This window comes from Xanthomonas hortorum, assembly GCF_040279205.1.
Lineage (GTDB): Bacteria > Pseudomonadota > Gammaproteobacteria > Xanthomonadales > Xanthomonadaceae > Xanthomonas > Xanthomonas hortorum_F.
In genome coordinates, this window is sequence record NZ_JBEOLS010000011.1 from 70,792 (window position 1) to 86,103 (window position 15,312).

Consider the following 15,312-nt stretch of genomic DNA (forward strand, 5'->3'; position numbering starts at 1 on the left):
CCCAGGCGGGCCGAGACGACAGCCGGAGCAACGGGCCAGGGCAAGGCCCGGCAGATCCGGCGTGCGGTGGAGGATGGGGGAACGCGGCGTGACGCAACGTCAGGCCGGGCGCGGCTCGCCCATTATAGGGAGTGTCACCGCCATCAGGGTCGCATCGTCCGGATCCGGGCGTACGCCGAAGCCCAGGCTCTGACACATCGCCAGCATGGTGCGGTTCTCGCGCAGCACCTGGCCTTCGATCTGTTTGAGGCCCAGCCAGCGCGCGTACTCGATCATGATGCGCATCAGCTGCCAGCCGATGCCATGGCCCTTGAGGTCGGAGCGGATCAGGATGCCGTACTCGCCGCCCTCGTAATCGGCGTCGGCATGCAGGCGCACCGCGCCGAGCATGTCGCCGCTCTTGGGGTCGATGGCCACCAGTGCGATCGAACGCGCGTAGTCGAGCTGGGTCAGCCGCGCGATGAATTCGTGGCTGAAATGCTTGACCGACTGGAAGAACCGCAGCCGCAGGTCCTCGTCGGTGACACGCGCGAAGAAGGCGCGGAACAGCGCGTCGTCTTCCGGGCGCACCGGGCGCACCAGCGCATGCGTGCCATCGCCGAGTGCGATCTGGCGCTCCCATTCCTTCGGATACGGAAAAATCGCAAAGCGCGGATGGCCGCGGCCCTTGTGCAGCTTGCGCGCCGGCGCCACCGCCACGCGCGCGTCCAGCGCGATCACGCCATCGCGGTCGGCCAGCAGCGGATTGATATCCAGCTCGGTGATTTCGGGGATGTCGGCCGCCAGCTGCGCCAGCTTGACCAACACCAGCGCCACCGCGCGCTCGTCGGCGGCCGGCACATCGCGGTAGGCCTTGAGGATGCGCGAGACGCGGGTGCGGCCGATCAATTCATGGGCGAGGCGCAGATCCAGCGGCGGCAGCGCCAGCTCGCGGTCGTTGATCACTTCCACCGCGGTGCCGCCGCGGCCGAACACGATCGCCGGGCCGAACACCGGGTCGTCGGCGATGCCGGCGATCAGTTCGCGCGCCTTGGGCCGCAGCACGGTGGGCTGCACGATCACCCCTTCAATGACCGCGTTCGGCAGCGCGGCGCGCGCGCGTGCCAGGATGCCGGCTGCCGCTTCGCGCACCGCCGCCACGCTGGAGAGATTCAGGCGCACGCCGTCGACATCGGACTTGTGCGCGATGTCGTTGGACAGCACCTTCAAGGTCACCGTGCGGCCGACAGCCAGCAGCGGGTCGGCCAGCAATGCAGCTTCGTTGGCGGTGGCGGCCACCTGCAGCGGCACGATCGGGATGCCGTAGGCGGCCAGCAGCCGGTTGGTGGCGACCGGATCCAGCCAACGGCGGCCGGCGGCCAAGGCCTCATCGACCACCGCGCGGGCGATGCCGGCATCCACCACGAAGTCTTCCGGCAGGCTGGGTGGGGTTTCCATCAGCGCCGCCTGCGCCTCGCGGTAGCGCACCAGGTGGGTGAAGCCGCGCACCGCATCCGATTCGGTGGCGTAGGTGGGCACGCGCGCGGCATTGAGCGCGGCGATCGCCGCATCGTCCTGGCCCAGCCATACCGCGAATACCGGCTTTTCGCGCTGATAGCGGTCGCGCTGGTCCAGCGCGCGGGTCAGCGCCTTGGCCGCGTCGGCCGAGGAGGTGAACGCGGTCGGCACATTGACCACCAGCAGTGCGTCGTTCTCGGGGTCGTCCAGCAGCGCTTCGATCGCGGCGGCATAGCGCGGCCCATCGGCGTCGACGATGATGTCCACCGGATTGCTGCGCGACCAGCCTTCGGGCAGCGATTGATCCAGCCGCTCCAGCGTCTTGGCCGACAACTCGGCCAAGGTGCCGCCGCGCAGCACCAGCTGGTCCACCGCCAGCTGCCCCACCCCGCCGCCATTGCTGAGAATGGCCAGGCGCCGGCCGGGAAAACTGCCGAGCCGGCCCAGCGTTTCGGCGGCAGCGAACAACTCGTCCAGCGCGCCCACCCGCAGCAGGCCGGCACGCGCGAATGCGGCGCCATACACCGCATCCGAGCCGGCCAGCGCCTGCGCGTGGGTGTCGGCATTGGGATTGATGCGGAACTGGCGCCCGGACTTGACCACCACCACCGGCTTGGCGCGCGCGGCGGCGCGTGCGGCCGACATGAACTTGCGCGCATCGCCGATGCGTTCGACATACAGCAGGATCGCGCGGGTACGGTAGTCGGTGGCGAAGTAGTCGAGCAGATCGCCGAAATCCACATCCAGCGTATCGCCCAGCGACACCACCGCCGAGAACCCCACCGAGCGCGCCACGCCCCATTCCACCAGCGCGGCGGCAATCGCGCTAGATTCGGAGATCAGCGCCAGGTCGCCGGCCTGCGGGCAATGCGCGGCGATGCTGGCATTGAGCCGCGCATGCGGAGCGATCACACCCAGGCAGTGCGGGCCGAGAATGCGCATGCCCTTGGCCCGCGCAGAGGCTTCCATGCGCGCGGCCGGCGAGCCGGGGCCGCTGCCGAGACCTGCAGTCAGGATGATCGCCGCGGCCACACCGCGCCGTGCGGCAATCGAGACGATGCGCGGCACGATGCGCGCCGGCGCGGTGATCACCACCAGGTCCGGCACCCAGGCCAGATCGGTCAGGCGTGCCACCGTGCGCACGCCGTCGATCTCGCTGTAACGCGGGCTCACCCAACCGATCTGCCCCGGAAACCCGGCCGCACGCAGGTTGCGCACCACCGCGCGCCCGGCCGAGCGATCGCGCGGACTGCCGCCCACCACCGCCACGGTGGTGGGACGAAAGACCTGCTGCAGGTGATAGGTGCTCATGGCAACGACGACGACGGGGGAAGCGGACACGGTACACGTCGGCCCAAGCCGACGTCATCGACCCGAGGGCTGCAGGATAGCGACGGCGTCCACACACTTGTTGTGAACGATTCGCATTTTCGTTAATATTGCGTGGTCAGCCAGCTTTCAGCGCCGCCTCGCGCCCATGCCGCCAGCGACTCATTCGGAACAGGGCCCCCCATGAAACTGCTGACCTTGTCGGCGCTGCTGCTTGCCGCCTCTGCCTCTGCGCACACGCCTTATCTGGCACCCAACACCTTCGCCCCCCAGCCCGGTCAGACGGTGACCCTGGACGCGGCCTTTGCCGAGACCTTCTTCGTCCCGGAAGCGGCCTTCGACCAGAGCCACTTCAGCATCACCGGGCCCGATGGCCGCGATGTCGCACCGCTCCGCGTGCAGGCGCTCGACACCCGCACCGTCGTCGAACACACCCTGGGCAAGCAGCCCGGCACCTACCGGGTCAGCACCGGCCTGCGCGTGGGCGCGCAGTTCCGCACCTGGGAACTGAACGGCAAGCGCGAGACCGTGCGCGACCCGAAAGTGCCCATGCCCAAGGGCGCCACGCTGATCGCCAGCTTCCAGTCGCGCACCCTGGCGGAAACCTATCTGAGCGTCGGCAAACCCGATCGCAGCGCGCTGGCGCCACGCAACCAGGGTCTGGAACTGGTGCCGGTGACGCATCCCAACGACCTGTATGTCGGCGAGAGCTTCGTCTTCACGGTGCAGTACGACGGCGTGCCGCTGGCCAAGCAGACCGTGGACATCAGCGAGGCGGTGTGGACCTCCGATCGCAAGCCGACGTTGATCAGCGTGACCACCGATGCGGCCGGCCGCGCAACCTTGAAGCTGGACCGCGCCGGCACCTGGCTGGCGCTGAGCCGCCACCGCACCCCGGCTCCGGCCGACGCCCCGGTGCGCGAGTACAGCAACAGCACCACGCTGACGTTTCAGGTGCTCGAACAATAGCGCCGCGCAACCGCTGCGGCGGTTGCCTCGCCCTAGCGGCATGACTCCACCGGCGCGGTCCCTCCGCCCGGCATCGCGATCCACCTGCAGGCCCCGCCAACGCTACGGCCCGGCACCGTTTTCCCCATCAAGAGGCAATCCATGAACACTGGCTCCCTGGCCGGCGCGTGCCTGTGCGCGCTGCTGCTTCCTGCTACCGCACTCGCCCAGTCCGCGCCGCGCCCGCTGCTCGGCGGCCACGGCAACAACGTGCAGGCCTTCATCACCCAGCATGACGACGCTCGCGACGGCCGCATCACCGCCGCCGATTTTGCGAGCTTCCGCCGCAACCGCTTCGATGCCACCGACCGCAACCACGACGGCACGGTCGACGAGGACGAATACGTGAGTGAGTTTCGCGAGCGCCGCCAGCGTGCGCTGGAGCAGGAACGCAGCGCACAGGCCGCACAGGGCAAGACCCGCTTTGCGGCACTGGATGCCGATGGCAACGGGCAAGTCTCCCGTGCCGAATTCGACGCGGCCGGTGCGCAGGACTGGGCGCGCGGACAGGCAGCCGTGTTGGCCGCTGCCAAGGCTGCGTCCGGCGACACAACGGCCGCCTTCGACCGCGATGGCGGCCGCCCCGGCATGCCCGACAGCGGCTCGGCCGAGGGCTTTCTCGCGCTGTACGACGAGAACGGCGATCGCAAGGTGGGCGAGGCGGAATACGCAGACCTGCGCAATGCGCAGTTTGCTGGTGCCGATAGCGACCGCAACGGCGTGCTGTCGCTGGACGAGTACAGAGTCGAATTCGAGGACCGTCTCAACCGCCGCCTCACCGCGCTCGAACTGGCTGACGACCGCCAAGTGCATGTGCGCTTCAAGGTGCTCGACACCGACAAGGACCAGCGCATGAGCTTCGCCGAATACCAGGCCTCGGGCCTGCGCACCTTCGCCCGCGTCGACCGCAATCACGACGGCGTGGTCGATGCCAGCGACGCCGCGTTGCCTGCTCCTGCAACTGCAACTGCAACTGCAATTGCGCCAGCGCCGGCCGCCACACCGGCTCGCGCAGACTGACTTTCCCGCCGCGGGCCTCGCTGCCCGCAGCGCCCGGCCCGCCACTGGCGGGCCCCACCCAGCCACGCGGCTATCCCCTGCCGCCCACAGCCAGGTCCGCGCCCTCCGGCGCCCATTCCTCTTTCCTGACTGTGGATCCCACGATGACCTCGACACCGACCCTGCTGGCCCTGGCGATCGCCGCCGGCCTGGCCTTCCCGCTGCATGCCGAACAGGCACCCGCCGACGCCACCACCTTCGACCCGGTGGAAGTGAAGGCCGCACGCGACAAGCGCGCCTCCACCAACCAGAACGTCACCACCCTCGACACCACGCAACTGCAGCAGGAACAAGCGGAAAGCATGGAAGACCTGGTGCGCTACATCCCCGGCGTGAGCATCGCCGACATGGGCCGCTTCGGCGAAAACGGCTTCAACATCCGTGGCCTGGAAGGCGACCGCGTGGCGATGACCATCGATGGCCTGTCGATGGCCGAAGGCGTGGAGACCGCGCGCGACTACGAGTTCTTCCGCGCCGGGCGCGGCGGCGTGGACGTGGATTCGCTCAAGAGCGTGGACATCGTCAAGGGCGCCGATTCCATCAGTGCCGGCAGCGGCGCGCTCGGCGGCGCGGTGGTGTTCACCACCAAGGATCCGTACGACTACCTCAAGGCGCAGGGCAACGACAGCTATGTCGGCCTGAAGACCGGCTACACCGGCCACAACGACCAACTGCTCGGCAATATCACCGTGGCCAACCGCACCGGCATCGTCGAATCGATGCTGACCTATACCCGCCGCGAGGGCCATGAATCGGAGGGCTGGTATTCCAGCACCGAGATCGACACCGGCAGCGCGCGGCGCACACCCGATCCGATCGACAGCGAAAGCGACAACGTGCTGGCCAAGCTCGACGTGGTGCCCAACGCGCAGCACCGCTTCGGCGTGGTCTACGAACGCAACCGCTCGCAGAACCGGGTCGACAACCTGAGCCGCGTCAGCGCGCCCAGCTACGCCGAACGCATCGGCGACGACAGCAACGACCGCGATCGCTACGGCCTGCGCTACATCTGGAATGCGAACAACACGCTGTTCGACACCCTCGAAGCGCAGCTCGACCGCCAGCAGACCGAGAGCCGCGGCACCACCCGCATCCTCACCCAGAGCGGCAGCTCGAGCACCCCGGCCACGGCCGCCACCACGCGCTGCACGGTGGTGCTGCCATGCCGGCGTGCCGAAGACCGCGACACAGAGCAGACCCTGGACCGCATCGCGCTCGACTTCGACAAGCTGGTGCATGGCAACGGCTGGTCGCAATCACTGCTGTATGGTGCCGCCTGGCAACGCCGCAGCATCGATTTCAGCGCGATCGACTACCGCTGGAACAACGCCGGCACGCTGGACACCGCCACCGTCGACCCGGCGCAGGTGCCCAAGACCGATGCCGATACCTGGAGCGTGTACCTGCGCGACCGCATCGGCCTGCTCGACGACCGCCTGCAGCTCACCCTGGGTGCGCGCTACGACCACTACCGCTACGCGCCGACGCTGTCGCCCACTTTCACCGATACCACCGGCACGGTGCGCGCGGTGACCTTCGCCGCGCCGACCTGGCAGGCGGGCATCAGCTACGCCGTCACCCCGCAGCAGACGCTGTGGTTACAGGCCGGGCGCGGCTTCCGGGCCCCGACCACCGCCGAGATGTACGCCCCCACCAGCATCACCGCACTGACTGAGGTCGCCACCGGCAACACCGTCAACGTGCCGACCGTGGCCGCCAATCCGAACCTAGAAGCCGAACGCAGCCTCAATCTGGAACTGGGCTGGCGCTGGGAGAGCGAGTGGGCGCGCGTGGGCCTGTCGGTGTTCCGCGACCGCTACGACGATTTCATCCAGAGCGAGACCGTCACCGCCAACGCCGGCACGCTCTACCAGACCTGTACCCGCGGCGTGTGCACCACGCGCAACGGCTACGCCTACACCACGCTGCTCAATGTCGGCCAGGTCGAGGTCAAGGGCGTGGAACTGGATGCGCAATTCAAGCTCGGCGACGCTTGGCTGCTGCGCGCGGCATGGACCCACAACCAGGGCGAGCTGGAAGATGGCCGCCCGCTGGACAGCATCAATCCGGATCGCGGCGTGCTCGGCCTGAGCTGGCAGGGGTTGGACGAGCGCCTGCGCATCACTGCCAACATCACCCATGCGCTGGCCAAGAAGGCCAAGGACGTCAACGTGGAGAACGACATCTTCGGTGTCCCGGCCGAGCCGTTCCTCAGCGACGCCTACAGCGTGGTCGATCTATTCGGCAGCTATCGCTTCAACGCGCATGTGCGCGTCAATCTGGGCGTGTACAACCTGTTCGACGAGCGCTATTCGCAATGGGCGCGCATCCGCAACGTCACCCGTGGCGATTTCTATCTGTACGGCTATGCCACCGACGACGGCATCGGCCGCTACAGCGAACCCGGCCGCAATGTGCGTGCCACGTTGTACGTGAACTTCTGACCGGCGCTCGCCGCCCCGCATCGCTGCACGGCCTGCCGTGCAGCGATGCGGAATGGACCAGGCAATACGACCTGGCCATCACCTCTCCGCGCTACAACAACGTGCCGCTGAGAATCGCGGCAGCGATGCTGAAATAGATCACCAAACCGGTGACATCCACCAAGGTGGCCACGAACGGTGCCGAGGCACTTGCCGGGTCGAAGCCCAGCCGTTGCAGCACGAATGGCAGCATCGAGCCGGACAGCGAACCGAAGGTGACGATGCCGATCAAGGCCGCACCGATGGTCAGCGCCACCATCTGCCAGTGCGGGCCGTAGTCGTACAGGCCGGCGGTCTGCCAGATGGTGATGCGCACGATCGCCAGCAGGCCCAGGATCGTGCCCAGGGTGAGGCCGGTGGGCAGCTCGCGCAGCGCCACTTTCCACCAGTCGCCCAGGCGGATTTCGCGCAACGCCAGCGAGCGGATCAGCAGCGAGGTGGCCTGCGAACCGGAGTTGCCGCCCGAGCTCATGATCAGCGGAATGAACAAGGTCAGCACCACCGCCTTGGACAACTCGTCCTCGAAGTGCTGCATCGCGCTGGCGGTGAGCATTTCGCCCAGGAACAGCACGCTCAGCCAACCGGCGCGCTTCTTGATCATCTGGCCAAACCCGATCTGCATGTACGGCTTGTCGAGCGCTTCCATGCCGCCGAACTTGTGCACGTCTTCGGTGGATTCGGCGATCAATGCATCCAGCACATCGTCCACGGTGACGATGCCGAGCATGTGGCCGTGCGCATCCACCACCGGGATGGCGAGCAGGTCGTGGCGACGGATCAGCCGTGCGACTTCTTCCTGGTCCAGCGCCGGGTCCACCGTGACCGGCGGATTGACCTGCGCCACCTCCAGGATCGGTGCGTCGTCTGCGCCGGTGATCAGCCGGCGCATGGTGACCACCTGGGTCAGCACGCGGCTGTGCGGGTCCAGCAGATAGATCGCATACACCGTCTCGCGGCTGCGCTCCACCTCGCGGATGTGCTGCAGGGTGCGGCCCACCGTCCAGTCGGCCGGCACCGCCACGAACTCGGTGGTCATCAGCGCGCCGGCGGTATTGGGCGGGTAGCGCATCAAGGCCTGGATCGACAGTCGCGCCTCGGCACTGAGCAGCCACAGCAGCGGCGCGCGCTGGTCGGCGTCCAGGCCGTGGAAGATGTCGGTGGCGCGGTCATCGGCCATCTGCCCGAGCAAGGAGGCGGCCTGCTCGGCCGGCAGTTGCGCCACCAATGCGCTGGCATCGTGCAGCTCGGGTTGTTCGAGCAGTTTCACCGCACGCGGTTGCGGCAGCGCGGCCAGCACCTGGGCCGCATCGTCGCGGTCAAGGGTGTTGAGATATTCCACCGCATCGGCCGTGTTGCGCTCGGCCAGGGGTGCGATCAAGGCATCGACGCCTGGGGCAAGGCGCAGGGTTTCGTTGTACATGGTGGTTCGCCTGGTGACGACCGTCGTCGATGACAGCCGGCGAACCCAAAGCCTCAGGCACGCGCCAGCTGGGTCATCGACCCGGGTCTAGGGTGACTGTCGCTGGACATGAGAAAGGCTCCGAGAAGTGCGTACCGACCGGTGATCCGGGCGGCGGCGGGGCGCAGTCTGCGCGCCTGAGTCGGCTTGGTCAATGGCTCGCACGAGGCACGTTTAAGCGAGCGTGCAGTCCGCCGATCTTGCCGATGCGCAGCATGCGCAGGAGGGTGCGTCTCATCGAGATGGCAGCGAGCGTGGGCCGACGGTGCAGATGCGTGCGGTGGTTGCGACAACGGTGCGCTGGCCGCGGCCTTGAACACGCTTGCCGGACAGCGCTGCCGAGGGCCACGCTTGGCTCCAGACACGCTGCCACCGACGCGCTGATCGGAAGCAGCAAACCGGCTGTCGCAAACCCGTGGCCGCTGCGCATTGCCGGCGACTCCGGCACGTCGGTGCCAGCTGGTCAGCGGCAGCGCGCGGCATAATGCGCACCTCAACGGAGAGTGCGCATGCATAGCGGCGGTCTGGAACTGGCTCTGGTGCTGATGCTGGCCGCCATCGTGGCGGTGCCGGTGTTCAAGCGCTTCGGGCTGGGTGCGGTGTTGGCCTATCTGGTCGCCGGTGTGGTGCTCGGGCCCGACGGCGTGGGCGTGGTGCAGGATGCCGAACGCATCAGCGGCGCAGCCGAAATCGGTGTGGTGATGCTGCTGTTCGTGATCGGCCTGGAACTGTCGCCGTCGCGTTTGAAGGTGATGCGCCATTCGGTGTTCGGCGCCGGCGCCACCCAGGTGGTGGTGACCACGCTGATCCTGGGCGGCTTGCTGATGCTCGGCAACCTGGGCTGGAAGAGCGCGTTGATCGTCGGCGTGGCGTTGGCGTTGTCGTCCACTGCAGTGGGTCTGCAGCTGCTGGCCGAACGCAAGGCGCTGGGCAGCGACTACGGGCGCCTGGCGTTCGCCATTTTGCTGTTTCAGGATCTGATCGCCATTCCATTGCTGGCGGCGATTCCGCTGCTCGGTGGCAGCAAAAACGCCACGCTGGCATGGCCGGACGTGGCCAAGGCGGTCGCGGCATTGGCGCTGGTGATCCTGTGCGGGCGCTTCGTGCTGCGCTATCTGTTCAACATGGTGGCGCGTACCCGCATGCCGGAAGTGTTCACTGCCAGCGCCTTGCTGGTGGTGCTGGGCACCGCCTGGATCATGCAGGAAGCCGGATTGAGCGCCAGCCTGGGCGCGTTTCTGGCCGGCGTGCTGCTGGCCGATTCGGAATTCCGCCACGAGCTCGAATCGCAGATCGAGCCATTCGAAGGCCTGCTGCTGGGGCTGTTCTTCATCTCGGTGGGCATGGGCATCGATCTGAACCGGGTGGTCGCCGAGCCATGGCTGATCGCCAGCGGCGTGGCGATCCTGCTGGTGGTGAAGTTCTCGCTACTGGTCGGTATCGGCACGGTGGCCAAGCTGCCGCTGCGCAGCAGCCTGATGCTGGGCAGCGTGTTGTGGCTGGGCGGCGAATTCGCCTTTGTGGTGTTCAACGAGGCCGATCGCGTCGGCTTGCTGGAGCGCGCCAACCACGACCGCCTGGTGGCCATTGTCGGCGTGTCGATGGCGCTGACACCGCTGTTGCTGCTCGGCATGCAGCGCATCCTCAACGGGCCGCTGCGGCTGCATGCGCCCAAGTCCGACCGCCCGTTCGACACCATCGATGCGCAAACGCCCAAGGTGCTGGTCGCCGGCATGGGCCGCTTCGGTCAGGTCGTTGCGCGCCTGCTCACCGCACGGCATGTGCCGTTCGTGGCGCTGGAACACAATCCGGACACCGTGGAGGATTTGCGCCGCTTCGGCAGCCAGTTGTACTACGGCGACCCCACCCGCCCGGAACTGCTGCGCGCCGCCGGCGCCGACCGCATCAAGGTGTTCGTGATCGCGGTGGACGATCCGGAGACCAACATCAAGGCGGTGCGGCTGATCCGCCGCCTGTACCCGCAGGCCACGGTGCTGGCGCGTGCACGCAATCGCCAGCACGCCTGGAAACTGATGGATCTCGGCGCAGAGCCGTTCCGCGAAGTATTCGCCTCCAGCCTGGAACTGAGCGAACGCGTGCTCACCTCGCTCGGCCTGGGCGAAGCGGTTGCTAAGGATCACGTCAAACGGTTCCGCCAGCACGACGAAGAGTTGCTGCATCGCCAGCACCTGGTCTATGACGACGAAGCCAAGGTGATCCAGACCTCGCGCGATGCACGCGCGGATCTGATGAATCTGTTCGAAGCCGACGTCAAGGCGGATGTGGATGCCGAACCCGCGCCTGTAACGCCCGATCGCTGAGCTTTGCGTAGGAGCGCGCTTGCGCGCGACGAGGCGTTATCGGTAACGCCTCGTCGCGCGCGAGCGCGCTCCTACAGGGATTTTCTGCACACACAGCCGCCGCACGATCGCAGCGGCTGTGTGTTGATCGCATCACTCAGCTGCGCGATGTGCGCACTGCGGTCTTGCTGGCCGACTTCTTCGCTGCGCTCTTGCCAGCCGCAGCTTTGCCCACGGTCTTCGCTGCGGCTTTTGCGACCTTCTTTGTCGCGCGCTTGGTGACGGATGTCTTTGCCACCTTGCCGGGCGAACCGGCTGCGCCTTGAGCGGATTTTGCAGCAGGTGCGGCGGCACGTTTGGGTGTCGCCTTGCTCGCTTTCTTCGCGGTCTTCTTGGTGGCTTTCTTGACCGGCGTTGCAGCGCTGCTGCGTGCTTCCGGTGCGCGGCGCGGCGGTGGCTTGCGGCCCGGGGTGAGCGCGCGCCAGGCGTGCCCGCCATTCATCGCCAGCAAGGCATCGGCGGCCGACGGGCCGGCACTGCCTGCTGCGTAATTGGGGAAATCGCTTGGCGGTTGTTTCCAGGCATCTAGGATCGGCTGCACGATGCGCCAGGCGGCTTCCACCATGGCTGCATCCTGGAACAGGCCGGCCTCGCCCTTCATGCAGTCCTGCAGCAGGCGCTCGTAGCCCACCGTGTATTCCTTGGGAAACCAGTCGCGGTAGCGGAAGTCCATGCGCACCGGTGCCAGCGCGACCTGCGCGCCCGGACGCTTGACGTCGAATTGCAGCGAGATGCCCTCGTCGGGCTGGATGTGCAGCACCAGCCAGTCGGGTCCATAACCGCCCACTTCGGTACTGCGGAACGGTGCCAGTGGCGCAGGCTTGAAGCGGATTGCGATCTCGGTGGTGCGCTCGCGCAGCCGCTTGCCGGTGCGCAGGTAGAACGGCACGCCGGCCCAGCGCCAGGTGTCGACCTGCAGTTTCATCGCCACATAGGTTTCGGTTTCCGAATCCTCCGGCACGGTGTCTTCTTCGCGATACCCCGGCACCGCGCTGCGGCTCACCGCGCCGGAGGCATATTGGCCGCGTACCACGTCTTCGGGCTTGATCGGGCGCACCGCTTCGATCACTTCGGCGCGGCGGCGGTGCATGGCTTCGGTGGTGAAGGCGGCCGGCGGTTCCATCGCAATCATCGCCAGCAACTGGAACAGGTGATTCGGCACCATGTCGCGCAAACAGCCGGTGGGATCGTAGAAACGTCCACGGCCTTCCACACCGATGGTTTCGGCGGCGGTGATCTGCACATGATCGATGCGGTCGCGATTCCACACCGGCTCGAACAAGCCATTGGCAAATCGGAACGCCAGAATGTTCTGCACGGTTTCCTTGCCGAGGAAATGGTCGATGCGGAACACCTGATCCTCATGCAGCACGCGGGCGACGGTGGCGTTGAGCGCGACGGCGCTGGGCAGATCGTGGCCGAACGGTTTTTCCACGATCACCCGCCGCCAGCCCTGGCCCTCGCGCTGTTTGACCAGCCCGGCTTCGCCCAGGTTGAGCAGCACCGGCTCGAAGAAACGTGCGGCGGTGGCCAGATAGAACAGCACATTGCCCTGGGTGCCGTAGCGCTTGTGCAGTTTCTCCAGCACGCCATCCAGCGCTTGATAGGCACCTAAATCGGTAAAATCGCCGCGCAGATAGTGCATGCGCTCGCGCAGCCACTCCCAGGTGTCGGTGTCGAATTCATCGGTCTGGAATTCGGCATCGCGGCTACTGAGCAGCTCGGTCATCGACTGACCCATCATCGTGCGCCACGAACGCTCGCTGATATCGCCGTGGTCCATGCCGACGATGGCGAACTGCTCGCCCAACGCACCGGCCCGGCGCAGGTTGTACAGCGCCGGCATCACCAGGCGCTTGGTCAGATCGCCGCGTGCGCCCAGCACCACGATGATGCACGGCGGGGTGGTCTCTTGCTCATTCATGGACGTGTTTCCTTTTCGCCCATGCGTCCGTGCAGGCGCAATGCCGCATTGACCAGGGCCACGTGGGAATACCCTTGCGGGAAGTTGCCAAGCATGCGTTTGCTGCGCGGGTCGTACTCTTCGGCGAGCAGGCCCACGTCGTTGCACAATCCGAGCAGGCGCTCGAGCAAGACGCGCGCCTGCTCGGTGCGCCCGAGCAATGCATAGTTTTCCACCAGCCAGAAGCTGCAGGCAAGAAAGGTGCCCTCGCCGGCCGGCAGGCCATCGGCGCTGTCGTCGGCGCGATAGCGCTCGACCAATCCATCGATGGTCAGATCGCGTGCGATCGCATCGGCGGTGGCGGCGATGCGCGGATCCTCCGGCGGCAAGAATCCCACGATCGGAATCAGCAGCAGCGAGGCGTCCAGGCGGTCGGAGCCATAGCTCTGCACGAAGTGGCCATCCGGATGCACGCCGTTTTCCAGCACTTCGGCGCGAATTTCCTCGGCAAGCCGGCCCCAATGTGCGCGTTTTTCTGCATCGGCATTGGTGATGCCATCGCGCGCGCCGCAATCGAACGCCAGCCAGGCCATCACTTTGGAATGCACGAAATGACGGCGCTCGTCGCGGATTTCCCAGATGCCTTCATCGGGCAGGCGCCACAGGTCTTCGAGCGTATCCAGGATCTTTTCCAACAGCGATGCCGACGAGCCATCGTCATCGGACGGCGGCGCCACGCCCTTCTCGCGCGCGTAATGGAACGCGCCGATCAACTCGCCGTAGACGTCGAGCTGGAACTGATCCACCGCGCCATTGCCGATGCGTACCGGGCCGGAGTTTTCGTAGCCGGGCAACCAATCCGCTTCCCATTCCTGCAGCCGGCGCTCGCCGGCGATGCCGTACAGCGCCTGCAGTTGGTCCGGCGAACCGGCGATGGTGCGTTGCACCCAATCGCGAAACGCCGCGGCTTCATCGCGATACCCGGCCTGCAGCAACGCAATCAGCGTGAACACCGAATCGCGCAGCCAGCAGTAGCGATAATCCCAGTTACGGGTGCCGCCCAGATGCTCGGGCAGCGAGGCCGTGGGCGCGGCGACGATGCCACCGGTGGGCAGGTAACTCAGCCCCTTCAACACCACCAGCGAACGCCGCACCTGCTCGGTCCACGGACCGACATCGGTACAGCGACGTGCCCAGCCATGCCAGAACGCGGTGGTCCGTTGCAGCGCCTGTTCCGGATCGATCGCCGCCGGCGTGGGCTGATGCGATAACCCATGACTGAGCAGAAACCAGGTGCTCTCGCCCTCGCGCAGCGTGAAGTCTGCCTCGGTGCCCAGGTCTTCGCCGTGCAGCTGCTGCGGCGAGCGCAACGCGAGTTGGTCGGGACCGGCGATGGCGCGAATGCCACCCTCGATGCCGGTAACCCACGGCACCGTACGGCCATAGTTGAAGCGAAACGTCAGCCGCATGTGCATCGGCACTTCGCCCTGCACGCAACGCACGATCCGCACCAGATGCTGGTGACTGTCGCTCTCATCGCTGGCGACCATGAAATCGACCAGTTCCACCGTGCCGGTGTCGGTACGCATGCGCGTGCACAACACCAGGCTGTCGTCTTCGTAAGCGCGTTCGCTGCGGAATGCGGCGACCGGCGACAACGCCCATTGCCCGTGTTGCTCATCGCCCAGCAGGGATGCAAAAAACGCATCGGAATCGAAACGTGGCAGACACAGCCAGTCGATGGTGCCGCAGTGGTCGACCAGGGCCGCGCTGTGGCAATTGCCCAGCATGGCGTGGTCTTCGATACGCACGCTCATCGTAGAGGCGCTTCCTTCGTGCGAGGGAACACGCAGTCTTGCACGCGCAGTGTCGGGATCGGGTTACGACTGCGCCGGCAGACGCAGCAACGGTGGCACCGTGTGTTCCAGCCGGCGGATCAGTGCAGGGTCCATATACGCGTAATCGTCGGGAATGTGCAGGCAGATCACCCGGCAATGGCGCAACTGCGCGGCGAAACGTTTGCGCAACAGCTGCAGGTGCCGGCGCTCCATCACCAGCACCAGCTGCGCTTCATGCAACAGCTCCGGTGTGACCTGCACGTCCGCATCTGCGGCCAGCCCGGCCGATTGCGTTTGCACACCCGGCCAGTCGGCGAACACGCGTTCGGCGGTGGGGCTGCGCAGGCGGTTGCGGCTGCACACGAACAGCACCTGC

Annotated in this window: 9 protein-coding genes; 4 read left to right on the plus strand and 5 right to left on the minus strand. The window is 66.7% G+C overall.

Going from position 1 to position 15,312, the window contains the following annotated elements; all coding sequences use genetic code 11:
* Nucleotides 1-99: 99 nt before the first annotated feature.
* Nucleotides 100-2,808, minus strand: a complete 2,709-nt coding sequence (locus ABS769_RS07080; protein WP_317061160.1) for a bifunctional acetate--CoA ligase family protein/GNAT family N-acetyltransferase — start codon at nucleotides 2,806-2,808, stop codon at nucleotides 100-102.
* Nucleotides 2,809-3,009: 201 nt separating this feature from the next.
* On the opposite strand from ABS769_RS07080, the gene ABS769_RS07085 reads away from it, so the two are divergent.
* The 3 genes from ABS769_RS07085 to ABS769_RS07095 all read left to right on the plus strand — a co-directional run bounded on the left by ABS769_RS07085 (nucleotide 3,010) and on the right by ABS769_RS07095 (nucleotide 7,337).
* Nucleotides 3,010-3,795 (plus strand): DUF4198 domain-containing protein, encoded by a 786-nt coding sequence (locus ABS769_RS07085; RefSeq protein ID WP_317061125.1) that lies wholly within the window; start codon nucleotides 3,010-3,012, stop codon nucleotides 3,793-3,795.
* A 141-nt stretch (nucleotides 3,796-3,936) separates the two neighbouring features.
* The gene (locus ABS769_RS07090) at nucleotides 3,937-4,854 is read left to right on the plus strand and encodes an EF-hand domain-containing protein (protein ID WP_317061124.1); all 918 of its coding nucleotides are present in this window, start codon (nucleotides 3,937-3,939) and stop codon (nucleotides 4,852-4,854) included.
* A gap of 143 nt (nucleotides 4,855-4,997) precedes the next feature.
* Nucleotides 4,998-7,337 (plus strand): TonB-dependent hemoglobin/transferrin/lactoferrin family receptor, encoded by a 2,340-nt coding sequence (locus tag ABS769_RS07095; RefSeq protein WP_317061123.1) that lies wholly within the window; start codon nucleotides 4,998-5,000, stop codon nucleotides 7,335-7,337.
* 91 nt (nucleotides 7,338-7,428) lie between these two features.
* Here the strand turns inward: ABS769_RS07095 and mgtE are convergent, their stop codons facing one another.
* Nucleotides 7,429-8,796, minus strand: a complete 1,368-nt coding sequence (mgtE, locus tag ABS769_RS07100) for a magnesium transporter (protein ID WP_317061122.1) — start codon at nucleotides 8,794-8,796, stop codon at nucleotides 7,429-7,431.
* A gap of 548 nt (nucleotides 8,797-9,344) precedes the next feature.
* Here mgtE and ABS769_RS07105 point away from each other — a divergent pair.
* Nucleotides 9,345-11,156 carry a monovalent cation:proton antiporter-2 (CPA2) family protein gene (locus ABS769_RS07105; RefSeq protein WP_317061121.1) on the plus strand — a complete coding sequence of 604 codons (1,812 nt, stop codon included), beginning with the start codon at nucleotides 9,345-9,347 and terminating at the stop codon, nucleotides 11,154-11,156.
* A gap of 136 nt (nucleotides 11,157-11,292) precedes the next feature.
* Here the strand turns inward: ABS769_RS07105 and zwf are convergent, their stop codons facing one another.
* The 3 genes from zwf to ABS769_RS07120 all read right to left on the minus strand — a co-directional run bounded on the left by zwf (nucleotide 11,293) and on the right by ABS769_RS07120 (nucleotide 15,308).
* A complete protein-coding gene (gene zwf, locus ABS769_RS07110; protein ID WP_317061120.1) occupies nucleotides 11,293-13,119 on the minus strand; it encodes a glucose-6-phosphate dehydrogenase in 1,827 nt (608 codons plus the stop codon).
* Nucleotides 13,116-14,915, minus strand: a complete 1,800-nt coding sequence (locus ABS769_RS07115) for a glycoside hydrolase family 15 protein (protein WP_317061119.1) — start codon at nucleotides 14,913-14,915, stop codon at nucleotides 13,116-13,118. The genes zwf and ABS769_RS07115 overlap by 4 nt, the downstream gene beginning before the upstream one ends.
* Nucleotides 14,916-14,978: 63 nt before the next feature.
* Nucleotides 14,979-15,308: a low molecular weight protein tyrosine phosphatase family protein gene (locus tag ABS769_RS07120; protein WP_205394971.1), complete on the minus strand. Its 330-nt coding sequence runs from the start codon at nucleotides 15,306-15,308 to the stop codon at nucleotides 14,979-14,981.
* Nucleotides 15,309-15,312 lie beyond the last annotated feature (4 nt).